Below are 24,142 nucleotides of genomic sequence, written 5' to 3' on the forward strand. Positions count from 1 at the left end.
CCGGCACTGTTCGAGCCGGTGCACGGCAGCGCGCCGGACATCGCGGGCCAGGGCATCGCTGATCCGCGCGCGGCGATCCTCAGCGCGGCGATGCTGCTCGACTTCCTGGGATACGCGGAGGCGGCCTCGGCGCTGCGCCGCGCGACGTATGCTACGCCACATACCGGGAACACGGCGCACACCACGCGGGCGATCCTGGCGCAGATGGAACGGGACGGCGCACATGTCTGATCTGCTGATCGAACTGGTCCGGCGCACGAGTCTATCGGGGCAGGAAGCGCCCGCCGTGCGCTATCTGGTGGCGTGGATGACCGCGCACGGCTTCGACGCGACCGTGGACGACGCGGGCAGCGCCTGCGGAGTGCGCGGGCCGCAGGACGCGCCGCATACGCTGATGCTGCTGGGGCACATCGACACCGTGCCGGGCGAGATCCCGGTGCGCGTGGAGGACGGCGTGCTCTACGGGCGCGGCAGCGTGGATGCCAAGGGGCCGCTGTGCGCCTTTGCGGAAGCCGCCGCCAGCGCCGCGATCCCGGATGGCTGGCGCGTGGTCGTCGTCGGGGCGGTCGAGGAGGAAAGCGCGACGAGCAAGGGCGCGCGCACTGTGCGCGACTGCTTCACGCCGGATGCTTGCATCATCGGCGAGCCGAGCGGGGTGGAGCACGTCACGCTGGGCTACAAGGGCCGCCTGCTGGTCGATTTTACGCTGCGCCGCCCGGTCGCGCACACCTCCCGCCCGGAGCCGACCGTCGGCGCGCTAGGGGCGGCGTTCTGGGAAAAAGTCGCGGCGTGGTGCGAGGCGCAGAATGAGGGCGCGGAGCGCGCCTTCGATCAGGTCCTGCCGAGCCTGCGTAGCATCAATACCGAATCGGACGGCTTTCACGACACCGTGCGCCTGACGGTTGGCTTCCGCCTGCCGCCGCGCCTCTCGCCGGAGGCGGTGCGGAGCGCGATCGCGCCCTTCGCCCCGGCGGACGCCGAACTGCGCGCCTACGGGCCGGAGCAGGCGTACCAGGGCGACAAAAACAACGCGCTCGTGCGTGCGATGCTGGCCGCGATTCGCGCGCAGGGTGCGCGCCCCGGCTTCGTGCTCAAGGGTGGTACGAGTGACATGAACGTGGTCGGCCCGGCCTGGAACTGCCCGATCGTCGCGTATGGCCCCGGCGACAGCGCGCTCGACCACACGCCCGACGAGCACATCTCGCTGGCGGAATACGCGCAGGGCGTCGCCACGCTGCGCCACGTGATCGAGCACCTGCCCGCAGGAATGTAAGTACAATCCTCCTAAGAAGATTGCGCTAAAAGAAGTAATGACCTCATAATAAGGGCATGGAAAGTTGGCATAGCGACCTGCTCCCGGCACCATAAGGAGGATTCCATGCTCAAAGAGTTTCGTGACTTCATCATGCGCGGTAACGTGCTCGATCTGGCGGTTGGTATCATCATCGGCCTGGCGTTCACGACCGTTGTGAACTCGCTGGTGAACGATATCATCATGCCGCCCATCGGCGTGCTGATCGGCGGCCTCGACTTTTCGGCGATTGTGATCACGCTGAAGGAAGCCCAGGGCGACGATCCGGCGGTGACCATGAACGTCGGCGTGTTCATCAACGCCATCATTAACTTTTTGATCGTCGCCCTCGCCGTGTTTATGCTGGTCAAAGGCGTGAATAGTGCAATGGAGCAGATGCGCCGCCGGCAAAAGGCCCAGGACGCCGTCGCGCCGCCGGAGCCGACCGTGGAGGAGAAGACCCTCGCCGCGCTGGAACAGCTGAACGGCACGTTGGAGAAGCTCGAACACAAATTGTGAGCGCACACGAACGATAAAAACGGGCTGTCTCATCTGAGATGGCTCGTTTTTGTGCGTGTCGATTGAAGCGGTGCGTCAGGGCACTTCGACGTACAGTTCGCTCGCCAGCTCGTTGCCGATGACGAAGCGGTCGCCTTCGCAGTCGAGGTGCACCGGGCCGTTGAACGGGCTGCGCGCGGTGACCGTCACGACGTGTCCGGGCATCAGCCGCACGTCGCGCAGGTAGCGCAGTTTTTCCACGTCATGCGTTTTGACCCGGCTGACGCGCGCCGGTTTTTTCTCGTCCCATTCGCTCAGCGGCCCATCCACGACCACCGGCATCACGCCGTCTTTGCTAGGGATCGGCTCGCCGTGCGGGCAGCGCTTAGGGAACCCGGCCATCTCGTCCATTCGGTCGATCAGCTTATCGTCCACGCCGCGCTCCAGGCGCTCTACCATGTCGTGCACTTCTTCCCACCCGAAGCCCATCACCTTGACCATGTAGACTTCCAGGATGCGGTGGCGGCGGATGACCATCAGGGCAATGGCCTCGCCGTCCGGGGTCAGGCGGATGCCCTTATACGGTTCATGCTCGATGTAGCCGTTTTCGGCCATGCGCCGGATCATGCGCGACGCCGCCTGTAACGAGACGCCCATACTTTCTGCCACCATCGACAGGGTCACCCAGTCGTGGCCTTCTTGAAGGCGGTAGATCTCGCCTAGATAAAACCATACTGTCGGGCACATCTCGCTTGCGCTAATCCTTCCGTTGCGGGCCGAGGTTTAAAGGCCATTTAAACCACAGTTTCCGGTAGTGATATCTGGTTTTTCATAACGCGGCCTAGTTTTTAAGATAAATGTCTTGCAAAATATATCTACTTGTGTATTCAGGCGCAACCAATTTCATCGTTTCTCACGTTTTTCATACGGGAACGGCCTTGTGATCCCGTTTTTAAGTGGGATCACGCTCATTTTGACATTTGCTCGCGCCGGATGCCAGAAGTTGACGAACAGTACACGGGCCGGGAAGGATACGGTAATGGCTCTCTCCGTAATGAGCGGCGTTCTCTCATTGGATACCACGCTGCAGCGCCTGACCGCGCTGTCCCCGTATCTGGAAGGGCGCACCGGGGCCGATCTGCCGGAGGGCTGGATCGCGTCCACGGACCTGTTCGCACCCGGCTCGCCCTCTCTCCCGCTGGTGCTGGACGCGGTGGGTGCGACGACCGGCTCGGACGACTGGCAGATCGCGGTCAGCTTCTTCATGAACGGCTACGCGTGGACGGTCGCCGCCGTGGCGCTGGGATGCGTCGTGGTGGATGGGCGTCTGCCCGATCTGAGTTTTGAAAACGTGGCCCTGCACTATGACGACGGGCGCATGCTTGGCGTTGCGTTCATGAACGGGCGCTTCACCGCCCTGCCCGACGATGCCGCCGCGGGCGACCCGCACGCGGATCTCGTGCCGGATCGGGCCGCGTTGCTGGAGTCGTTCAGGCAGCAAATCGAGGCGCACATGGCACGCGTCGTCCCGGTGCTGCGCGCGCAGTCGTCGCTGGGAACGCGGGCGTTATGGATCACCGTGGCCGATCGCTGCGCGGGATTTTTGTACTGGGCGAACCAACTCAAGCCGGATCTGCTTCCGCGAGAGGCCGTTCTGGCGGATCTGCCCGCGCTGATCCAGGTTCCCGGGTCCCCGATGGCGAATAAGCTGACGCGCATCGAGGACACGTGTGCGGCGGACGGTTCCACGCTGACGCTGCGGCGCGGATCGTGCTGTCTGAATTACCGGCGGCCCGGCGGCGATCTGTGCGAAAGCTGCCCGCTCAACAAAGATTAAGCGGAAGGGGCCGATGGATCACCCCTTCCGCAAAACGTCCGCCCAACTCTGTTTGGGCAGCCAGCAGTCTCATTGCACACGGGTTTTCCTCCCGGCCTCTCGAATGGGCCGGGGGAGCCACGGGTAGGGTGGTTTTGCGTCACTCCGCGGGGCAGGATAACTGCCTCTACGTAAAACCATCCGCCCCCTTATTTCACCAACAGCTTCACCGCGTCCAGCAGGCGATCCACTTCCGCGATCGTGTTGTAATGCACCGGGCCGACGCGCACCATGCCGTGCTCGCCGCGTCCCAGCCGCTCCATGATTTCCTTCGCGTAGTAGTTCCCATTCCATACGTAAATGTCGTGCCGGTCGAGGTGCTCCGCAATCTCGCGCGGGGTGTAGCCTTCCATCACGAACGCGACCGTCGGCACGCGCTCCGCTGCCCGCGCCGGATCGGTGATGCCTGCGATTGTCACGCCGGGGATCGTTTGCAGGCCGGCGATCAGGTGCGTGCCGAGTTCCTGCTCGTACGCTTCGATGGCGCGCATCGCCTGGATCAGCTGCCCTCGCCGCCCTGCCGCCGGATCGGGTGACTCGCCAAACTGCGCCCCGATCCACGCCAGGAAATCGACCGCCGCCGTCAGCCCGTTCAGCAGCTCGAAGGTCGGCGCGCCCGTCTCGAAGCGGAACGGCGCGATGTCCTTCGCCGGACGCACCTTGTACACCGGCAGCTCGGCCAGCAGGTCGTAGCGGCCCCACAGCACGCCGATGTGTGGCCCGCAGAACTTATAGGCCGAGCACATCAGGAAGTCGCAGCCGAGATCCTGCACGTCGATGGGAATGTGCGGCGTGCTCTGCACCGCGTCGAGCACGTGCAGCGCTCCGGCGACGTGCGCCATCGCCGCGATCTGCTTCGCGTCGTTGATCGTGCCCACCGCGTTCGAGGCGTGCGCCGTCGCCACGATGCGCGTCCGCTCGTTGAGCGCGGCTTCCAGCCCATCCATGTCCAGCGTGCAGTCTTCGGTGTGGATGTCTACCAAGCGAATGACCAGATCGTGATCTTCCGCGATGCGCAGCCACGGCGCGATGTTGCCGTCGTGATCCATGCGCGTGACCACGATCTCGTCGCCGGGCGCGAGGGTCTTGCCCAGGGCGCGGGTCAGCGCGAAACTGAGCGTGGTCATGTTCGGGCCGAAGACGATCTCCTCCGGGCGCGCGGCGTTGAGCAGGTCGGCCATGCGCTCGCGCGCGCCGTAGTGCATCGCCTCGGAACGGCGGCTGCTGGCGAATGCGCCGCCGGGATAGGCATTCATCGTCAAATAATAGTCGCGCACGGCGTCGATGACGGCCTGCGGGACCTGCGAGCCTGCCGGGTTATCGAAATAAACGGGAAGCTGGCCGCTTTCGGCGGGGATGTGCAGCGACGGGAAGCAGGCGCGGACTTGCTCGACATCGTACTTCATAAGAGGGCCTCTTTCGGTGGGCGGTAGACCATCAATTTGCGCTCAACTGTAGCGATTTTGTGGGACGGTGGCGAGGGCGTTTTGTACAAGGGTACGATCCTGCAACTGGCGGATCGTGCACACGTAGAACTGTATACACGGATGAAGATCGCAAAGGAGGCCACAGATGCAGCGCTGGGAGTATTACTCGACCTTCATGTGGGCGGACGTGAACAAAGACAAGCGTGATTTCCTCGCCATGTTCCCCGGCGAGGCGGATATCCCGAAATATCACCCGAAGGCGATGATCCCCGAGCTGGACAGCATGGGGCAGGACGGCTGGGAGCTGGTGCACATGCAGCCGGTGATCGTGGGCAATAACTACGACGTGTGCGTGGGCAGCACCGACCAGACGTCGCAGCGGCCCTGGACCAACGCCTATTTCTGCGTGTTCAAGCGCCCCGTTGAGGGGTGAGAGCGTTAGCCGGGGACACCAAAACACCTCACCCCTGGCCCCTCTCCAATCCGATTGGAGAGGGGAAAAGGGGCCGGGGATTAAGGGGTGAGGTGAACTATGACGCGGAATTACCCCGGCAGCCCATACAACAACAGCCCTATCCGGTTCTGCTGGATAGGGCTGTTCGTTTCCTCGCAGCGTGCCGGAGTTTACCCTTCCGGCACTTCTTCCATGCGCCGCACGGGGATCCCTTCGGATTCCGCGACGTGCTGCCCGTTGTGCGCCCGGTGAATCTGGTACGGCACGCTCGTCACGCCGACGCGTTCCATGCGCCCCAGGGCTAAATTGAAGAACATCGCGCTGTTCTGGTGCAGGGCCTGCTCCCAGTACGTATCCATCGCCAGATGACCCATGATGATGTGCACGTAGCTGCCGGGCGTCTGGGCCTGCAAGTCCTCAATGTACTGCCGCAGCGGTTCGGCCAGCAGGCGGTACGGCGACGGGATGATCACCAGCTCGCCCTCCCCGATGCGCTTCTCCCACTTTTCGCGGATCGCATTCACCTTGTCCGGGTTGACGGCGATATGAATCGTGTGCCACGGATGGTCGAGCGACTTGGCGAAGTCCACCAGCCGGACCGTCTCGGCGTGCACGTCGTCCACCAGGATGATCGTCTGCACGGGCCGCTTCTCGACCTCGACCGGCTTGCCTTCCAGGCTCAGCGCGTGCGCCACGTCGCGGTAGTGGTAGTGGATGCGGAAGAAGACGAACACCAGGGTCGGGATGAGGATGATCACGAACCACGCGCCGGTGGTGAACTTGGTCACGGCGAACACGATCATCACGATGCCCGTGCAAAACGCGCCAAACCCGCTGATGAAGCTCTTGAGACGCCAGTGCGGATCGTAGCGCATGACGGTTTCGCGCCCCTGCACTTCTTCGCCGGGCTGCAGCTTGCCGATCTTGCGCAGGCGGACCACCATGCCGGTCTGGGACATGGTGAAGCTCATGAACACCCCGATCGCGTACAGCGGGATCAGGCGGGTGGTGCTGGCCTGCGCCACGAGCACCAGCAGCGACGCGCAGGTCGCCAGCCCCATGATGCCCCACGAGAACACGAGGCGGCTGCCGCGATAGGTGAGCTGGCGCGGCAGGAAGCCGTCCCCGGCGTGCAGCGCGGCCAAGCGCGGAAAGTCCGCATAGCTGGTGTTGGCCGCCATCAGCAGGATCAGGGCGGTTCCGGTCAGTGTCATGATGTAGAAGATACTGCCGTTGCCGTAGATGGTGCGCCCAAGCTGCGAGATGACCGTTTCCGTATCGCTCGGCATGGCGTGAATCTGGTGCGCGATCAGGGTGATGCCCAGGAACAGCGAGATCAGCAGGCCGCTCATCCAGATCAACGTCACGGCGGCGTTATGGCTGCGGGGCTGCTTGAACGCCGTGATACCGTTCGAGATCGCCTCGATGCCGGTCAGGGCCGCGCAGCCGCTCGAAAAGGCGCGCAGGATCAGGAACAGCGTCAGGGCGTGCGTCGATTCGTGCATCACTTCCACATCAACCACGGTCGGCAGGTCGCCGAGCACGTAGCGCACGAAGCCGACGATCAGCGTCAGGAACATCGTGCCCAGGAAGAAATAGGTCGGCACGGCGAAGATGCGCCCGCTTTCCTTGACGCCGCGCAGGTTGACGACGGTCATGAGCACGATCACGCCGATCGCCATGTAGACCTTGTAGGGGAACAGGCCGGGGAAGCCGGACGTGATCTGCGCCACGCCGGACGAGACGCTGACCGCGACGGTCAGGATGTAGTCGGTGAGCAGGGCCGCGCCTGCGATCTGCGCCGGCAGCTCGCCCAGGTTGTCGCGCGCGACGATGTATGCGCCGCCGCCGTTCGGGTAGGCGTAGATCGTCTGGCGGTACGAAATCGTGACGATGATCAGCAGCGCGGCAATGGCGAAGGCGATCGGGATCGAGAGGCCAAGTGTGGAGGCGCCCGTCCCGGCCAGCGCCAGGATGATCAGAATTTCTTCAGTCGCGTAGGCTGTGGACGACAGCGCGTCCGAGGCGAAGACCGCCAGCCCGATGGGTCGTGTGATGACTTGATGCGGAAGTGCGGTGGTTTCCAGCGGCTTGCCAAGCAGCCAGCGAGAAAGGGAGAAATGATCCTTCTGTTGAGCATCAAGCGATGCCATTGTGCCACCTTCTTTTGCCGCGCGTCCCTCTCACCGGTAGCCCAAAACTCCCGTGGAGTCTCGGATGGCGCTGCCTCAGTTGGAGCGGGATACGGGGCAAAAAAATAGAATCACGCAGGGCGTGACATGAACGGAATAGTGGTTCAATTATCCCATGCGGAGGGTCAAGGGAATATCAAGATGCGCGGCCAACGTATCAAGAAAGTGTCAATTTTGCCGCGCGAGGGACCAGGAACGCCCGCAGAGCGCTGGGGTTTTGCTCCTGCGAAACGCCCGGCTAGCTGCTGGCGCGGAAGCGGTAGCCGACGCCCGGCTCGGTGAGGATGTGCTGCGGGCGGGCGGGCTCGGCTTCCAGCTTGCCGCGCAGATTACTGACGTTGACGCGCAGCAGGTGGCTTTCGTCTTCGTAGCCCGGCCCCCACACCTCGCGCAGCAGTTGGTGGTGGGTGAGCACCTTGCCCGCGTGCGTCACCAGGACGCGCAGCAGCGAATATTCCGTGGGGGTAAGCTGCACCTCGCGCCCGGCCACCTTAACGATGCGCCGCGCCAGATCGACCACCAGATCGCCCTGCATGAACACGGCTTCCTCTTCGGCGGGCGTGCTGGCATGCCGCAGCGCGACGCGCAGCCGCGCCAGCAGCTCCCCGACGCCGAACGGCTTGGTCAGATAATCGTCCGCGCCCGCGTCCAGGGCGGCGATTTTTTCGTCTTCGTGCTCGCGTACGGACAGGATGATGATCGGCAGGTGCGACCACTCGCGCAGCTTGCGCGTCACCTCCAGTCCGTCGATATCGGGCAGGCCCAGGTCGAGGATCAGCACGTCGGGCTTGTCCGCGATGACGGCTTCGAGCGCATCCTGACCGGTGGCCGCCTCGAACACGGCGTAGTTGTGCGCGCTGAGCGAGGTGCGCAAAAAGCGCCGGATAGCCTGATCGTCGTCCACAATCAGCACGCGCACGGCGGGTTCGGTCATGGCTGGATCTCCTGTGGGGCGGGCTGCGCCACGGCGGCAGGCAGCGCGATGGTGAACGTCGTGCCGCCGCCCTCGCGGTTCGCCGCCCAGATGCGCCCGCCGTGCAGTTCGACGATGCCCTGGCTGATCGACAGCCCCAGGCCGCTGCCGGTGACGTCGCTGAGGCGCTGCACGCGGTAAAACTTGTCAAAGATATGCTTCAAGTCGGCGGGCGGAATGCCCGGCCCGTGATCGCTGACCTCGATCAGCACGTCCGGCCCGGCCTCGTAGGCGCAGATCTCGATCGGCTCGTCGGGCGGTGAGTATTTTACGGCGTTGTCCACCAGATTGACCAACGCCTGCGCGACCAGCACGAGGTCGATGGAGATGGGCGGCAGGCTGCCCGGCACATCTACCGTGACCGCCCGGTGACGCAGGCGGTTCGTCATCTGCGCCAGCGTCACGCCGACCAGATCCTGCGCGTCGCACAGCGTCGTGCCCAGCCGCATCGCGCCCGCTTCGAGCCGCGTCATGTTGAGCAGGTTGCCGACGAGATGATTCAGGCGCTCGGCTTCTTCCCACGCGGTGTCGAGCAGCTCACGCTGGGCGGCCTCGTCCAGATATCCCGCGTCGTCGCGCAGGCTGCTCAGCGCCCCGGTGATCGAGACCAGCGGCGTGCGCAGGTTGTGGGAAACGGAATTGAGCAGCGCGCTTTGCAGTTTTTCCGTCTCGCGCAGAAGCTGTGCCTGGCGCGCGTTTTGTGCGAGCTGGGTCGCTTCGATCGCCAGCGCGACCTGGCTGAGCAGGGCTTGCAGCAGCCGCTCCTGGTCGGAATTGAGCGGCGGATCCGCCTCGTTCAGCCGGATGCTGACCACGCCGAGCGTGCTCTGCGCTGTCTTCAGCGGCAGATAGCGCGCCTGCGCGGTGTTGAGCGTTTCCGTGCCGTGCCCGGCCCTCTGTCCGCGCCGGAAGACCCAATCCGCGACGGCGGCGCTCTGCGGCTCGTCTTCAAAGTCCGGGCTGTGCGCGGCCATCGTCAGCGTCTCATCGGCGGGCAGGAAGACGGCGGCTTCGCAGTGGAACAGGTCGCTGATGTGGCGGATCGCCGCCCCGATGATGATGTTGAGGTCGATGGTCGAGGCCAGATCGCGGCTGAGCGCGTAGAGCGCGGCGGTGTACGTTTCGCGCCGCTGCGCCGCCTCGACCTGCTCGCGCTCGCGTGCGGCCAGCGTGCTGATCACGAGTCCGGTCCCGAACAGCCCCACGAACGTCAGCAGGTACTGCGCATCCGTGACGGCCAGCGTCAGGCGCGGCGGCACGATGAAGAAGTCGAACGCCAGCACACTGAGGCCCGCCGTCAGAAGCGACGGCCCGCGCCCCCAGCGCGTCGCGGCGATCACGACCGCCAGCAGGTAGACCATCACCACGTTGGTCGGCTCGATGATGGCCCGCACGAGCTGCCCGACCAGCGTGACCAGCGCGACCAGTCCGATGCTGTAGAGCATATAGCGCGTGTCGGCGTGCAGGCGTGGCGGCAGGTGGCGCAGCCGGGGCGCGTGTTCCGCTGGGGCGCTGATCACGGATACATTGATCTCATCGCTGTGCTGGATGATGCGCTCGACGACCGAGCGGCGCAGCGCGTCGCGCCAGCCTGCTCCCAACGACTTGCCCACGATGATCTTGGTGACGTTGTGCGCGCGGGCATAATGTAGGATCGCATCGGCTACGTTTTGCCCTGGCACGATCACCGTGCGCGCGCCGAGTTCTTCGCCCAGGCGCAGTGTACGTGCGATACGATCGCGTTCCGCGCCCGACAGGTGCGCCGTCTGCGGCGTCTCAACATACACCACGAACCATGCTGCGTCGGTTTGCTCGGCCAGCCGCCGTCCCGCGCGCACCAGCCGCTCGCTGAGCGGGTTGGCGCTGATGCACACCAGCAGGCGTTCCGTCGCCGCCCACGAATAGAAGATCGAGTGCGCCTTTTTATAGGCGCGCATCTCGTCATCGACCTGGGCGGCAGCGCGGCGCAGGGCCATTTCGCGCAGCGCGGTCAGGTTGCCGGGGCGGAAGAAGTCGTGCACGGTGCGCGCGGTTGGTTCGGGCAGCGCGACCTTGCCTTCGCGCACGCGGCGGATCAGCTCGTCGGGCGGCAGGTCGATCAGCTCGATGCTGTCCACGTCGTCCATGATGCGGTCGGGGACCGTTTCGCGCACCGTCAGCCCGGTGATCTGCGCCACGACGTCGTTCAGGCTTTCGAGGTGCTGGATGTTGAGCGTGGTATAGACGTCGATGCCTGCCGACAGCAGCTCCTCGATGTCCTGGTAGCGCCGCGTGTGGCGCGATCCGGGCGCGTTGGTGTGTTCCAGGTTGTCCACCAGCACCAGTTGGGGCCGCCGCGCCAGCACCGCGTCGAGGTCCATTTCGCTGGCGGTGTCGTCCGGCGTGCCGGCCTGCCGGGGCGGGACGCGTTCCAGGGAGTCTGCCAGCGCTTCGATCTCGGCCCGGTCGTGCGTGTTCACCTGCCCGATCACCACGTCGATGCCGTCATCCCGGCGCAGGCGTGCGGCATCGAGCATGGCGTAGGTCTTGCCAACGCCTGCCGCGTAACCGAGGAAGATTCGAAGCTTGCCGCGTGCCGGGGGATCCGCTGGCGGTGTGCCGGACGGATCGGGCGGCGGCGGAACCGCATGATGTGCCATATCGGGATCGTATCACGCTGTTCGCCGGACGGATCGTTATGTTCCACGCGAATCATAACGCCATCCGCGCGGAATGGGCAGATCGTCGCTGCAGGCGACCGGGTTACCGCCGCACCGGATCGTTCAATGCCTCGGCGGGGGCGGACTGGGGCAGCAGGCCGGGGAGATCGGGCAGGTCGTAGGACGAGGCGGGGGTGACAACAATCACTGGGGCGCGGCGCGGCTTAACGCGCGATTCCGCAAGTACGCTGGCGTGACTCCACAGCCCGGCGATGACGTAAAAGACGAGGACCATCAGGCACAGCAGTAATTTGTGCTGCGTGCGGCTGAGGTGCGCTTCGTGTTCGGCCCACAGAAAGCCGGTCCCGGCGGCAATGCCCAGCAGGGTCGTGCGCCAGTGTGAGCGGTGAGAGGGTCGTGGTTGCATGTCTGTCCCTGTTCAGGCGGGTGCTGATAGTGATGGCCGGGGATGGCGCAAGACCAGCAGCCCGGTTCCTATTGATAATGCTACCTGGAAGGGCATCAACGGCGTGTCAAGAAATGTGGCCGGGGGGTCAAAAACGCGTCAAGGGGGGATAAGCGCAAGGGCGGGTCACAGACCCGCCCCTACAAAATCCAAGTTGTGTGCCACCGTGATTCCCTTGCTCTCCGTGTGGTGGGAGTAGGAGACAGGGACGGAGGCGGCGCGATAAATACGACAGTAGGGGCAATTCATGAATTGCCCCTACTCGAATGGTTGCGTTGTCTAAAACGACAGCTTCTTGAACATCGACTCCGGCAGGACGCGGATGATCCACATCACGTAGCGCCAGAACCAGGGCACGTAGACCACATCCTGCCCCTTGAGCATGGCGGTATAGATGCGCTTGCCGACCGCGCCGGGTTTGGCGAACAGTGGATTTTTTTTGATGTGAGCCGTCATCGGCGTATCGACGAAGCCGGGTTTGATCGTCACCACGGCCACGCCCGATTTTTCCAGGCGGCCACGCAGCCCGCTCAGGAACACCGTCAGCGCGCCCTTAGCCGCGCCATACACGTAGTTGCTGCTGCGGCCCCGGTCGCCCGCCACGGACGAGATCGCGGCGATGCAGCCGCGCCGCTGCTGCTCGAAGCGGTTGCCCAGAATCGTCAGCAGCGAGATCGTGCTCAGGCAGTTGGTCTGAAATTCCTGCATCGTCTGTTCGACGCTGGTTTGTACGGCAGCCTGGTTGGGCAGCGTGCCGTGTGCGATCAGCGCCGCATCCAGCCCGCCGAGCGCTTCATAGGCCGCGTCGATCATGGCTTCGTGCTGCGCCAACTCGTTCAGGTCGAGCGTATAGGTCGCCACCTTCGACGCGCCGCGCACTTCCAGATCGTGCTGGATGGCGGCCAGTTTTTCGGCGCTGCGGCCTACCAGGAACAGCGCCGCGCCATCGGCGGCGAAGCACCGCGCGGTCTCGTGCGCGATGGCCGAGCTTGCGCCCACAACCAACACTTTCATGGGGACCTCACTCCGTGGTGCGCGTCACGCGACGCCAGAAACTCGACGAAAACTTCGGGTCGATGTACTGCGAAAATTCCTGCCACTGCGGGTAAAACGCCTGGAAGGCGTCCGCCGACATGCGTGAATCTTTGGCCGGGTAGATCGCGCCGCCCTCGTCCTGGATGACGCGATCGAGCCGGTCCAGCAGGTTGAGGGTGCGCTGCCCCCGGACGGGAAAGTCCAGCGCCAGCGTGACGCCGGGACGCGGGAACGACAGCATGCCCGGCGACGGCACATCGCCAAAGACCTTCAGTACGGACAGCAGCGACACGACACCCGAATCGCTGATCTGTTTGAAGATCGATCGGATCGCGCTGCGGTCGTGGTCGAACGGGATCACAAACTGGTATTGAATGAAGCCCGGCGAACCATACAGCCGGTTCCAGTCGTGAATCATGTCCAGCGGGTAGAAGAACGAATCGTAGGGAACCACCTTGCGCTTGCTTTTGCCAAGCTGCGAGTGGTACAGGGCGGTGTTGAACACTTTGGCTGTGACCAGATTCAGGGCGAACCAGGGCAGATCGACGGGTACGGTGAACAGCGATCGCTGCCCGGCCTTTTTGCCCGGAACCTTGTTCGGCCACGCGTGGTTGCCGCGCATGAACAGCCCGCGCCCCAACTGCTTGCCCGTGGCGAGGCAGTCCACCCAGGCGACCGTGTATTCGAAGCGGTGCTCCGAATCGGCGCTGATATCGAAGAACTCGTCCACATTGCGGAAGCGGATTTGCTCGCTGGCGATGAACGGCCCCGGCACGCGCCGCAGCTTGAACTCCGCCCACAGGATCAACCCGGTCAGGCCCAGCCCGCCCACGGTGGCGCGGAACATCTCCACGTTCTGATCGGGAGAGCAGACTATGCGCGTGCCGTCCGAACGCAGTAGCTCGAATTGGGTGACGTGGCGTCCAAACGTCCCGGCGACGTGGTGATTTTTGCCGTGTACGTCGTTGGCGATCGCGCCGCCGACCGTCACGAACTTGGTCCCCGGCGTGGTGGGCAAAAACCATCCGCGCGGTACGATGACCTTTAAAATATCGGCCAGTGAGACGCCCGCCTCGCAGCGCAGCAACCCGTTTTCCTCGTCGAACGCGATCATCCGGTTCAGCGGGGCGATGTCGATCAGCGTGCCGTCTTCGTTCTGGCAGCTATCGCCATAGCTGCGCCCCAAGCCGTACGGCAAAATGGTCCCGTCGATGGCCGACAGGTCGATCTCGTCATCGCGCCAGTAGACCGGAACGACTTTCTGCCGCCGGATCTTGGGGTAGCGTCCCCAGGAGCGGTGATCACCCGCGTACCCTTTATCTACCATTCAGTTGAATCCTACTGGTTGAATCGCGCAAATGTATTTTCGCCGCGCCGATCATTAAGGCTCGTGCGGGCGAGTATGCGCGGTCATTTTAACACGCGCCTCCGATTCTGACAGCGTGCGCAAGATTGCCAGGGACGGTATGTGCACTTTCGCTCTAAAACTAATGTGTTTTTGGACGGGGCAGATCGCGCGCGCCGCCATAGAATGGTTAAGTAAAAGAGAAAGCAAGTTTATTCACAATCAATTGTCAACGAGATTCGTGGCAGCGGTATGGCGAACATCACAGAGCAAGCTCGGCTGACTATCCTTTGCGTGACCCGCGACGCGGCCCTCTCCCGGCTGGTGACGACGATCCTCAGCAGTCCAGCAGAATTTGAACTGATCAGCACGCCCGGCTTCGGGACGGCGCTGGATCAGCTCCGGCACAAGGCGGACGTGGTGCTGGTGGATGCGGTCCTGCTGCCCGACGACAGCCTGCTGCGCGAGTTCAAGGCGAAGGCGGGCAGCATCCCGGTGATCGTGCTGCTGGGCGGGCACGAAGCCGCCAGCCGCAGCAGCGCGATCGAGCACGAAGCGAACGGCGTGGTCTGGCGGGACAGCGCGGCGGCGGATCTGCGCCCGACGATCCGGCACAGCATCACGCGGCGCGGGCTGGTGGATGGCATCGCGGAGCATATCGCCGGAGCGGCGCAGGCGGCTGCGCCTGCGGGAGAAGCAGCGGACAACACGCGCATGGTGGCGCTGAAAAGCAGCCTCGCCGTCGAGCGGTTGGCCCCGGTGCTGGGGTTCGACCGGCCTTCCCTGACTTCCAAGCCGCATGCCGTGACCTTTGACGAGCGTAAATTCCTGCGCGGGCTGACGCTCTCGTCTGAAGTGCCGCTGAATGGCGGCTCGCACATCTATCGCAGCGCCTGTGCGCTGAACTGTGGGTTCCATTACTGCGGCCTATCCGCCACGGTCCGCGACGGGCACATCGTCAAGATCGAGGCGGCCAGCTTCCCCGATGCGCGCTACCAGCGCGTATGCCTGAAGGGCATCAGCCACGTGCAGATGGCGGCGCACGCCGATCGCCTCATGACGCCGCTGCGCCGGGTGGGGCCGCGCGGATCGGGCCGGTTCGAGCCGGTCAGTTGGGACGAGGTGCTGGACGCGATCGCGGCACGGATGCGCGCTCTGTCCGCCGAGTTTGGTCCTGAAAGCCTGATGTTTTTCACCGGCTCCGGCCAGCTCACCGCGCTGAACGGTTTTAACGGCGTCTATCAGCGGCTGGCGAGCCTGCTGGGGACGTCTGCCGCCGATGCAACCCAATTCGGGCTGGACAGCGCCGTGCCCAGCGGCATCGAAGACACCTTCGGGACCGGCAGCGGCTACCTCGCCAACAGCTATTCGGACCTGCCTAACTCGCGGTTGGTGCTGCTGTGGGGCACGAATCCCGTTTACAGCCGTATGAACTGGTGGCCGTTTTTTGCCGAAGCGCAGCGCGGCGGCACGCGGCTGATCACGATCGATCCGCGTTACACCGAGACGGCCAACAAGAGCGACGACTGGCTGCCGATCCAGCCCGGCACGGATCTCTATCTGGCGCTCGGCCTGCTGCGCGAGATCATCGTGCAGGACTGGATCGACCACGATTTTGTGCTGCGCCATACCGTCGCGCCGCTGTTGGTCCGGTTGGATGACGGCAGTTACCTGCGCAGCGGCGTGGGGCAGTTTATGGTGTGGGATACGGCGCGCGGTCAGGTCATGCCGCCGGATCAGTCCACAGCGCCGATGCTGGAAGGCACGGTGATGGTGCGCGGCGTGGCCTGCCGCCCCGCTTATGCCCTGCTGCGCGATATGGTGGAGCAGTACACGCCGGATGTCGTCGCCGCGAAGACGGGCGTGCCTGCGGACCGGATCACCGCACTGGCGCACGATTACGCCACGACCCGGCCCGCACGCATTTATACGCTCTACGGCGTGGATCGCTGGCACCACGGCGCGACGTTCGGGCGGCTGATCGCCACATTGGCCGCGCTGACGGGCAACGTAGGCGTGCCCGGCGGCGGCGCGGGCGTGGACGGCTTCTGCGATGGGTCGTCGTTTATCAGCACGTTCCCCACGCCCGACGGCAAGCAGTACGTCCCGGTCAATCCGGCGGCGCTCCCGGCGCAGATCCTCAGCGAGCGGCCCAACCCGATCAAAATGGTGTGGGTTGCGTTCAGCAACTGGCTGAACCAGTGGCCCGACCAGACGCGGATGCGCAGCGAGATTATCCCCAAGCTCGATCTGCTGGTGGTGACGGATACGTTTTTGACCGAAACCGCGCGCTGGGCGGATTACGTGCTGCCCGCCGCGAATATCTTCGAGCGCGAGGACATGGTCAAGGGGCCGGATCCTTACGTGCAGTACCAGCCTGCGTTTATGGCCCCGCCCGGCGAGTGCCGGTCCGACTTTGACATCGCGCGGGGCGTGGCGGCGCGGTTCGGGCTGGAGCACTGGTTTGCAGACCCACCGTCGGCCTATCTGGCGCAGATTTTGAGCGAGCAGCCCGGCGGCGCGGATCTCTCGTTTGAGACGCTGCGGCGCGAGGGGGTGCTGCTGCGCCCGCTTTCGGACGCGTACCGCGTGGCGCACGTTGAGCGGCAGTTCGCCACGTCCACGGGTCGCGCCGAGTTTTACGTCGAGCGGCTGGTCCCCTATCACCGCGCGCTGCCCGCGTACGAGCCGCCTATCGAGGCCGGGCGCGATAACAAGCTGCGCGAACGTTTCCCGTTGGTGTGCATCACCCAGCACAGTCTCTACCGCGTGCACTCGACCTTCGTCAACGCGCCGTGGCTGCGCGAGATGGAGCAGGAGCCGCACGCGCTGTTGAACCCGTCCGAAGCGGCGGCGCGTCAGGTGGAGGATAACGATCTCGTGCGGGTGTTCAACGAGCGCGGTTACGTCGTGGTGCGGACGCGCCTCGACGATTCGGTCCCGCCCGGCACGGTCTACTTCACGCAGGGCTGGCAGCCGGACGACTTCATCGCCGGGCATCCGCAAACGCTGACGCACGACCAGACGAACCCGCATAACGTGTACGGCCCGAACAGCTCGTTTTCGGACGTGCTGGTGGAGATCGTGAAAGAGCAGGCCCATGGAGCCGATTAAGCACTACGTCATGGTGATCGATCTGCGGCTGTGTATCGGCTGCGATACCTGCTCCGTGGCCTGCAAGCAGGAGAATAACCTGCCCGAAGGCGTCTGGTGGACGCGCGTGATCCGGGTGAACATGGACGGCGCGAACGGCGCGGACGACGGCCACAGCGAGCGCAAGCTCGAACACCTGCCGCTGGGCTGCCAGCACTGCGCCAACGGCCCGTGCGTCGAGGTCTGCCCGACGTCCGCGACCTATCGCACCTCGGACGGGTTGGTGATGCAGGATCCCAGCCTGTGTATCGGCTGCCGCTACTGCACCATCGTGTGCCCGTTTACGGGCGTGCGGGTTTACGCGTCCGAGCAGCCCACCTATGCGCTACCCTTCCCGACCGGCGACAATCCGATGGTGCACCGCGCCAGGACCACCGAAAAATGTACGTTCTGCACGCACCGGCTGGAACAGGGCAAGCTGCCCGCCTGCATCGACGCGTGCCCGCTGAAGGCGCGCACGTTCGGTGACCTGAACGATCCCGACAGCGAGGTGTCGCGGCTGCTGCACAAGCGCCCGCACTTCCGGTTACTGGTTGAAAAGGGGACGGAGCCATCCGTCTATTACCTGACATGAACGAAGAACTGGCTGGTTTTACGGTACCCGATCCGAAGGTGCGCGCCTTTGACATTCTGGCGCGCGTGGCGGGCTTTCGCAGCATGGTTTACGGCTGGCTGGCGCTGTCGTTTTATCCGCCCGACGAGCCGCTGGTGAGCGCCCTGGCGACCGGCACGCTTTCGGCGGAGCTGCACGCGCTGACGAGCTGGTTGGGGGCCGATCAGGCCCGGTTGCAGCCCGGCCTCGACGCGCTGGCGCAGTTCGAGGGCATGACGATGGAGGCGCTGCAAGACACGTACCAGCGCTGTTTTGGCAAGAGCGTGCGCCGCATCTCCCCGCGTGAATCGACCTACTGCTGGCGCGATGCGTCGGACGTCTTGGGCGCGCGGGAGGATCTGGCCCAGGTGCTGCGGCAGCAGTACCGGCAGTTTGGCGTCACGCCGCAGCCGGGGCAGGAGGATCACGTCGCGGTCGAGCTTGAGCTGCTGGCGTACCTGTGCGAGCGCGAGGCGACGAGCTGGAAGGCGAGCCGCGCCGAGGATGCCAAGCAGATGCGGCGCCAGCAGCGCAACTTTTTAGACGATCACCTGGGGCGCTGGCTGCCGGAATTTAGCTGGCAGTTGAGCAGCGTGGCGCGCGGATCATTTTACGCAAATCAGGCCGCATTGGCCGATACCTGGCTGGAGATGGAGTACGGGCCGGGCTACACGGCTGTAGGCGCATGACCGATCCGATCTATCTGGTGTATGGACTCGCGTTTTTCAGCCTGGGGCTGGCGTCATGGCTGGAAATGCGCGAATCGAGCGGGCTGGCCCTGGGGAGGCAGCTTCCGTGGCTGGCCGCGTTCGGCGTCACGCATGCGGCGGTCGAGTGGTGCGGGCTGTTTATGCACGGCACGCCGAACGACATCGCCATGGCGATGCCGACGGTGCGGCTGGTGCTGCTGCAAGTTTCCGCTGTGCTGTTGATCCGCTTCGGCATTGGGCTGATCGCGGAGGTCGGCCCCATGCCGGACTGGGTGACGTTCGCGCGGGCGGTGCTGTTCGTCCCGGGGACGCTGATCATCGCCTATGCGCTGGTGACGGTCACGACCGAAAGCCGCGCGAACCTGAGCGCCGAAATCTGGTCCCGCTATTTGCTGCTGCTGCCGGGGGCGCTGCTGACGATGATCGGGTTTGCGCGGCACTGGCATAAGGTGCCCTATACCGCGCTCAGCCGCGCCTATAACTGGCTGCTGGTGGCCTCGGTCGCGTTCCTGTTTTTTGCGGTGACGGCGGGCGTGATCGTGCCGGAAGGGCCGCACGGGCTGGCGCGTTGGGTCAACGATCGTGTGTTAAAGGATCTGACCCACATGCCGGTGTCGATGTGGCGCACGATTTTCGCGGCCATACTGTCCGCCGCGACGATCCGGGCGTTGGGCGTGTTCGCCGCCGAGCGCAAGCGCGAGATCGCGCAGCTTCAGCAGGAGCGGGAGCGGGCGCAGCGGGAAGCGCTGGCCGCGCAAAGCGAAGCGCGCCGCGTCGCGGAGAACTGGATCGAGGCGCTGGTACACATCAGTCGCCAGATCGCCACTCTGGAACCGCTCGACACGGTGCTGGCGAGCATCGTGGAGCGCGCGCGGGTGTTGCTGCATGCGAAAGGCGTTGCGCTGGCGCTGTGGGACGAAGATTACACCGAGCTGATCGTCAAGACGTTTGCGTCGCCGGGCGGCGTTGCGACCCCGGACGCGCGCATTAGCCAGGGGCCGATCGTCGAGGCGGCGATGCTGAAAGAGGCGACGCTGCTGCCCAACGGCGGCACCTGGCGTTGTTCGCTGCTGAAGGCGATGCTGCGCTCCGCTGTGATCGCGCCGCTGTTGTTCGAAGGCGAGACGTTAGGCGTGCTGTGGGCGGTCAGCCGCGACGACGAGACGTTCGCCCAGGCCGACGTGGACCGGATCGAGCACATGAGCGCCCAGGCGGTGATCGCCATCCAGCACGCGCTGATGGCCGGGAGGCTGCAATCATTGGCCGTGGTCGAGGAGCGCTCGCGCATCGCGCGCGAGATGCACGACGGGCTGGCGCAGCTTCTGGGCTATATGAGCCTCGAAATGCAGACGCTCGAAGCGCTGGTGCGCCAGGACGAGCCTGAGACGGTGCTGGCCGAACTGTCGCAAGTGCGCACGCAGATCAACTCGGCCCAGGCCGACGTGCGCGAGAATATTTTGAGCCTGCGCACGACGCTGGCCGGGGAAGCCGGGCTGGTCCAGTCGCTCGAAGAATACGTGGCCGAGTTTGGCATCCAGACCGGCATCAAGACCCTGTTCGTGAACGACCTGATCGATGCGCCGCGCCTGTCGTCGCTGGCCGAAACGCAGCTTGTGTGCATCGTGCAGGAGGCGCTCGCCAACGTGCGTAAGCATGCCTGCGCCAAGCAGGTGCAGCTCCGGCTGCTGGCGCGCAACGGCTGCCTGCACGCAACCGTCACCGATGACGGGGTGGGCTTCGTGCCGCGCGCGGCGCGCCGCCACTTTGGCTTACAGACCATGCGCGAGCGGTCGCAAAGCGTCGGGGGCGGGTTGACGGTCACGTCTAAGCCCGATGAAGGCACGCAGGTGGCGGTGTGGCTGCCGCGCCTGAAGCAGTGATGGATGCTATGGAAAGAGGGGATAGCTTATGTTTGCACTTCCGCTAAAGGTTCTCGTAGCCGACGATCACCGTCTTTTCCGGCAGGGCTTGATCAGCCTGATGCGGACACGCCCCGATCTTGTGCGCGTGCTGGCGGAAGCGGAAAGCGGCAGTGAAACGATCGCGCTGGCCGAGGAACTGCATCCCGACGTGGTGCTGTTGGATATCTACATGCCCGAAGGGGATGGTCTGCAAACGGCGGCGTATCTGCGCCAGAACATGCCCGACACGGCGATCATCATGCTGACGGCGTCCGAAATTGACGAGCATGTCTACCGCGCGGTGCAGTTGGGCGCGGCGGGCTACCTGTTGAAAAGCCTGGACGCCAGCGAGCTGTTCGGGCTGCTGGAAGGCGTCGCGCGCGGCGAGGTGTCGCTCACGCGGGCGATGGCGGCGCGGCTCCTGCGCGAGCTGGGGCGCACCGATCAGGGTCACATGCCCACCCCCGAGGTGTTGACCGAGCGCGAGCTGGAAGTGCTCAAGCTTGTGGCGCAGGGTGCGAGTAACCCGCAGATCGCGGACGACCTGCACATCACCATCAACACGGTGAAAGTGCACCTGCGCAATATCCTTGAGAAGCTTCAGGTCGAAAACCGGACCCAGGCCGCCGCCTACGCGGTGCAGGCCGGATTGGTATCGTAGCGGCGCGGCGTAAAAAGTTACCCGGTTGGGTGATGTGGAATTGCCACGCCCGGGAGTATGCTCATGGATGATGGCTCGATAGCGCCACATCCGCGAAGTGGAGATCGGTCGTTATGTTGGATGTATTGGAACGTTTTGGCGCAGAAAGTGATCTGCCGCGCGTCAAGGTGAACGCGGGACGCTGCCTGCACAACATCAATGTCTTCGCAACCTGCCGCGTGTGTGCCGACGAATGTCCGGTGGACGCGATTCAGGTCGCTGGCGCGGTGGCGCTCGATGCAGAGGCGTGCGTGGAGTGCGGCGCGTGCGCGCATGCCTGCCCCGTGGGGGCGTTCAGCGCGCCCGATCTCGCCGCCGCGCTGCTGCGCACCGTCTCGCGGATCCCCGACCACCGTGCGATCGAGCTGGCGTGCGCTCACCGCGCAACGGACGAGCGCAGCCCGCGCCCGGTCGATGCGATGCTGGTCGTCAGCGGTTGTCTGGCCGCGCTGGGGCCTTCGACCTATGCGGGGCTGTATGCGCTGGGCGTCGAGCACATCGACGTGTGCCTGGAGGCTTGCGACGAGTGCCCGGCCAACGCCCGCGCCACGATCGAGCGCACGCTGCAAAAAGCGCGCCTGGATCTCAGGCCGTGGGAGGCCGAGATCGACGCGTCCGCCGTGCCCGCCGAAGGCCCCGCCCGTCCGCGCCCGGTCTATGACATCGCTCACCCGCCGGTGTCGCGTAAGCGGCTGTTTCATCCGCTGGCCGAGGCTGAGGCCGATCGCATCCTGGCCGATCTGCTGGCGGAGGATACGACCGCTGCCGGGCGCAGATTCCCTGCGCCGGAGCGCGTGCGGCTGCTGAACGCGCTGCGCCTGCTGCCGCCTGCCGGGCAGGCGATGTGCCCGATGCCGCTGGCGGGTCAGGTTTTCATGAAGCACAGCATCGAGGCGGAATGCAGCGCGTGCGGGGCGTGCGAAAAAGCCTGCCCCACCGGGGCGCTGACGCTCGACGCGCACGACGATACGGGTGTGTTCCGCCTGATCCACCGGGCCTCGATCTGCGCGGGCTGCCGCGTGTGCATCGACCTGTGTGAGCGCGACGTGCTCGAACAGGCGGGCGTCCCGTTCTTCAGCGCGCTGCAAAGCGGCGCGGAAGCCGTGATCACGTCGGGGACGTTCCGGCGCTGCTCGCGCTGTGGGGCGCGTATCCCGAACGGGGATGGCAAAAACGGCCTGTGCGAGCTGTGCGACTTCCGGCGCAAGAATCCGTTTGGCTCGCGCATCCCCGAGCGTATGCGCGCGCGTTTGGAAAATCGTAGAGCGCGGGCGGTCCAGCCGCCTGCTCAGTCTGAATGAGCGGCCTGCTGCCGCAGCCACGAGGCGAGGTATTTCGAATGCCTACACTTAGCGAACTTCTCGATCGGTCAGCCGTACTGCACAACCATCTCTGCCCGCGCCAAGTGCTCGGTGTGCGCATGGGACTCTATGCCGGGACAGTGTTGGGCCTGGAGCTGCCCCAGCAGGACGAAAAACGGCTGTTCGTGTTCATGGAAACGGATGGCTGCGGCGCGGATGGCGTCTCGGTGGCGTCGGGCTGCTGGCCGGGACGCCGCACGATGCGCATGATCGATTACGGCAAAATGGCCGCGACCTTCGTGGACACCCAGACCTCGCGCGCGGTGCGGATCGTGCCGCACCCCGAATCCCGCGAGCGTGCGCTGAAGTACGGGCCGGAGGGGGAGTCGAGTTGGAAGGGACAGTTGATCGGCTACCAGATCATGCCCGCCGAGGAGATGTTCATGGTGCAGCCCGTCGAGCTTACCGTCTCGCTGGCAGCGATCATCAGCCGCCACGGAATGCGGACGGCCTGCCAGCGCTGCGGCGAGGAGATCATCAACGAGCGCGAGGTGACCGTAAACGGCGAAGTATTGTGCCGCGCTTGCGCGGGGGATGCCTATTACCGCCTTGCCGTGAGCGAAGCGGCTCAGGCTGCGTCCGCCAGGGACTGATCTTCCCGATTGCGCCAGTTAGGTCCGGGCCGCTGTGAACCACAGCGGCCTTTTTGTTTTTTTTACGTTTTTTACCCCATTTGCCTGTTATTTTTACTTCCTAGCCTGAAACATACGCCCCGTTCGCGCGTACAACTAGACGGGCGGATTCCACGGACGGAACACATTCTTGATCAGACAGGTGGGCTTCCGTAGGTTTGGCGTTAGTAACATGCCGAAGAAAGCTCATTACAATCAAGATGGCGGTAAGAGTTGCTCGCCGGGCACAAAGCGTGCCCGGTTCGGATAGGGGCCGGTATTCATGACAGGTGCACAGTTCGATCTCCAGCAGTTGGATCAGATCGACCAACTGGGGTCCGGGCCTGATGGCGCTTATACGCTGACCGTGTCACAGCGTCCGCGTGGGCTGGTCAGCCAGATCGTCACCGTCATCGTGCGTCCTGGCGAATTCTTCCATTCCCTGACGCTGCATTGGGCTTCCCGCCAATGGGTATTGATCGGGGCGCTCGTGCTCATCCTGGTGGGGCTGAGCGCCGTGAAGTACCAGACGGCGTCGCAGGCCTCGACCGGCGGCGGCGATGCCACGCTGGGCGGCGACCTGTCCGGCGCTTCCATCGATCCGTTTGGCGGTGGCGGGGGAGGTGCCTCCATCGACGGGGGCTTTGATACCGGTATCCCCTCCGGCGGCGTACCCACAGCGGGCGGCGCATCCGCCGAACCGAGCGCGACCGATCGCTGGACGTCGGCATTGATCGCGGGCAGCAACGTGCTGCTGGCGTGGTTTATTCTGGCCGTGCTGTTGGGCCTCGTGCCGCTGATGAACGGGCGCGCGCCGCGTTTCGGCAACACGCTGCAGGTGGCGGTGTGGGCTAGCGTGCCGCTCGGCCTGATGGCGGCGTTGCAAATGGTGTATTTCCTGCTGGGCGGCACTGCCGG

20 protein-coding genes and 1 pseudogene are annotated in these 24,142 nt (G+C 64.7%); 13 read left to right on the plus strand and 8 right to left on the minus strand.

Annotated elements, in window-relative coordinates:
• The 3 genes from V7116_RS17385 to mscL all read left to right on the plus strand — a co-directional run.
• Nucleotides 1–231, plus strand: a 231-nt coding sequence (locus tag V7116_RS17385) for an isocitrate/isopropylmalate family dehydrogenase (RefSeq protein WP_324393226.1), incomplete at its 5' end; no start/stop codon positions are given.
• Entirely contained in the window at nucleotides 224–1,273 is a 1,050-nt protein-coding gene (locus V7116_RS17390) for a [LysW]-lysine hydrolase (RefSeq protein ID WP_324393227.1), read from the plus strand. The genes V7116_RS17385 and V7116_RS17390, both read left to right, overlap by 8 nt.
• A 105-nt stretch (nucleotides 1,274–1,378) precedes the next feature.
• Entirely contained in the window at nucleotides 1,379–1,810 is a 432-nt protein-coding gene (gene mscL, locus V7116_RS17395) for a large-conductance mechanosensitive channel protein MscL (protein WP_324393228.1), read from the plus strand.
• A gap of 75 nt (nucleotides 1,811–1,885) precedes the next feature.
• Here the strand turns inward: mscL and V7116_RS17400 are convergent, their stop codons facing one another.
• Entirely contained in the window at nucleotides 1,886–2,536 is a 651-nt protein-coding gene (locus V7116_RS17400; protein ID WP_324393229.1) for a metal-dependent transcriptional regulator, read from the minus strand.
• A gap of 292 nt (nucleotides 2,537–2,828) precedes the next feature.
• Here V7116_RS17400 and V7116_RS17405 point away from each other — a divergent pair, with 292 nt between their 5' ends.
• Nucleotides 2,829–3,626 carry an IucA/IucC family C-terminal-domain containing protein gene (locus tag V7116_RS17405; RefSeq protein WP_324393230.1) on the plus strand — a complete coding sequence of 266 codons (798 nt, stop codon included), beginning with the start codon at nucleotides 2,829–2,831 and terminating at the stop codon, nucleotides 3,624–3,626.
• 188 nt (nucleotides 3,627–3,814) lie between these two features.
• On the opposite strand, the gene V7116_RS17410 is transcribed toward V7116_RS17405, so the two are convergent.
• Complete coding sequence (locus V7116_RS17410; protein ID WP_324393231.1) at nucleotides 3,815–5,071, minus strand: cysteine desulfurase-like protein; 1,257 nt, start codon at nucleotides 5,069–5,071, stop codon at nucleotides 3,815–3,817.
• A 166-nt stretch (nucleotides 5,072–5,237) separates the two neighbouring features.
• On the opposite strand from V7116_RS17410, the gene V7116_RS17415 reads away from it, so the two are divergent.
• On the plus strand, nucleotides 5,238–5,525 hold the full coding sequence (locus V7116_RS17415) for a hypothetical protein (protein ID WP_324393232.1): 288 nt from the start codon (nucleotides 5,238–5,240) through the stop codon (nucleotides 5,523–5,525).
• Between the two features lie 191 nt (nucleotides 5,526–5,716).
• On the opposite strand, the gene V7116_RS17420 is transcribed toward V7116_RS17415, so the two are convergent.
• The 6 genes from V7116_RS17420 to V7116_RS17445 form a co-directional block, all read right to left on the minus strand.
• On the minus strand, nucleotides 5,717–7,699 hold the full coding sequence (locus tag V7116_RS17420) for an APC family permease (RefSeq protein ID WP_324393233.1): 1,983 nt from the start codon (nucleotides 7,697–7,699) through the stop codon (nucleotides 5,717–5,719).
• A gap of 277 nt (nucleotides 7,700–7,976) precedes the next feature.
• On the minus strand, nucleotides 7,977–8,672 hold the full coding sequence (locus tag V7116_RS17425; RefSeq protein ID WP_324393234.1) for a response regulator: 696 nt from the start codon (nucleotides 8,670–8,672) through the stop codon (nucleotides 7,977–7,979).
• The gene (locus tag V7116_RS17430; RefSeq protein WP_324393235.1) at nucleotides 8,669–11,350 is read right to left on the minus strand and encodes a sensor histidine kinase KdpD; all 2,682 of its coding nucleotides are present in this window, start codon (nucleotides 11,348–11,350) and stop codon (nucleotides 8,669–8,671) included. Before V7116_RS17430 ends, V7116_RS17425 begins: the two co-directional genes overlap by 4 nt.
• A 103-nt stretch (nucleotides 11,351–11,453) precedes the next feature.
• A complete protein-coding gene (locus tag V7116_RS17435) occupies nucleotides 11,454–11,777 on the minus strand; it encodes a hypothetical protein (RefSeq protein ID WP_324393236.1) in 324 nt (107 codons plus the stop codon).
• 318 nt (nucleotides 11,778–12,095) lie between these two features.
• Nucleotides 12,096–12,830 (minus strand): SDR family oxidoreductase, encoded by a 735-nt coding sequence (locus V7116_RS17440; RefSeq protein ID WP_324393237.1) that lies wholly within the window; start codon nucleotides 12,828–12,830, stop codon nucleotides 12,096–12,098.
• A 7-nt stretch (nucleotides 12,831–12,837) separates the two neighbouring features.
• Complete coding sequence (locus V7116_RS17445; RefSeq protein ID WP_324393238.1) at nucleotides 12,838–14,178, minus strand: FAD-binding oxidoreductase; 1,341 nt, start codon at nucleotides 14,176–14,178, stop codon at nucleotides 12,838–12,840.
• 270 nt (nucleotides 14,179–14,448) lie between these two features.
• Here V7116_RS17445 and V7116_RS17450 point away from each other — a divergent pair, with 270 nt between their 5' ends.
• The 8 genes and pseudogenes from V7116_RS17450 to V7116_RS17485 all read left to right on the plus strand — a co-directional run.
• Nucleotides 14,449–17,310, plus strand: coding sequence for a molybdopterin-dependent oxidoreductase (locus V7116_RS17450; protein WP_324393239.1), 2,862 nt, complete (start codon nucleotides 14,449–14,451; stop codon nucleotides 17,308–17,310).
• Nucleotides 17,297–17,923 (plus strand): 4Fe-4S dicluster domain-containing protein, encoded by a 627-nt coding sequence (locus V7116_RS17455; protein WP_324393240.1) that lies wholly within the window; start codon nucleotides 17,297–17,299, stop codon nucleotides 17,921–17,923. The genes V7116_RS17450 and V7116_RS17455 overlap by 14 nt, the downstream gene beginning before the upstream one ends.
• Complete coding sequence (locus V7116_RS17460; protein WP_324393241.1) at nucleotides 17,920–18,630, plus strand: TorD/DmsD family molecular chaperone; 711 nt, start codon at nucleotides 17,920–17,922, stop codon at nucleotides 18,628–18,630. The genes V7116_RS17455 and V7116_RS17460 overlap by 4 nt, the downstream gene beginning before the upstream one ends.
• Nucleotides 18,627–20,531 (plus strand): GAF domain-containing sensor histidine kinase, encoded by a 1,905-nt coding sequence (locus tag V7116_RS17465; protein WP_324393242.1) that lies wholly within the window; start codon nucleotides 18,627–18,629, stop codon nucleotides 20,529–20,531. Before V7116_RS17460 ends, V7116_RS17465 begins: the two co-directional genes overlap by 4 nt.
• A gap of 28 nt (nucleotides 20,532–20,559) precedes the next feature.
• Complete coding sequence (locus tag V7116_RS17470; RefSeq protein WP_324393243.1) at nucleotides 20,560–21,213, plus strand: response regulator transcription factor; 654 nt, start codon at nucleotides 20,560–20,562, stop codon at nucleotides 21,211–21,213.
• A gap of 113 nt (nucleotides 21,214–21,326) precedes the next feature.
• Nucleotides 21,327–22,553 carry a 4Fe-4S dicluster domain-containing protein gene (locus tag V7116_RS17475; protein WP_324393244.1) on the plus strand — a complete coding sequence of 409 codons (1,227 nt, stop codon included), beginning with the start codon at nucleotides 21,327–21,329 and terminating at the stop codon, nucleotides 22,551–22,553.
• Between the two features lie 38 nt (nucleotides 22,554–22,591).
• Nucleotides 22,592–23,206: an FmdE family protein gene (locus tag V7116_RS17480; RefSeq protein ID WP_324393245.1), complete on the plus strand. Its 615-nt coding sequence runs from the start codon at nucleotides 22,592–22,594 to the stop codon at nucleotides 23,204–23,206.
• 301 nt (nucleotides 23,207–23,507) lie between these two features.
• Nucleotides 23,508–24,142 (plus strand): annotated as a pseudogene (locus V7116_RS17485) (hypothetical protein); the annotation flags it as partial.

Source organism: Aggregatilinea sp., assembly GCF_036822615.1.
GTDB lineage: Bacteria > Chloroflexota > Anaerolineae > Aggregatilineales > Aggregatilineaceae > Aggregatilinea.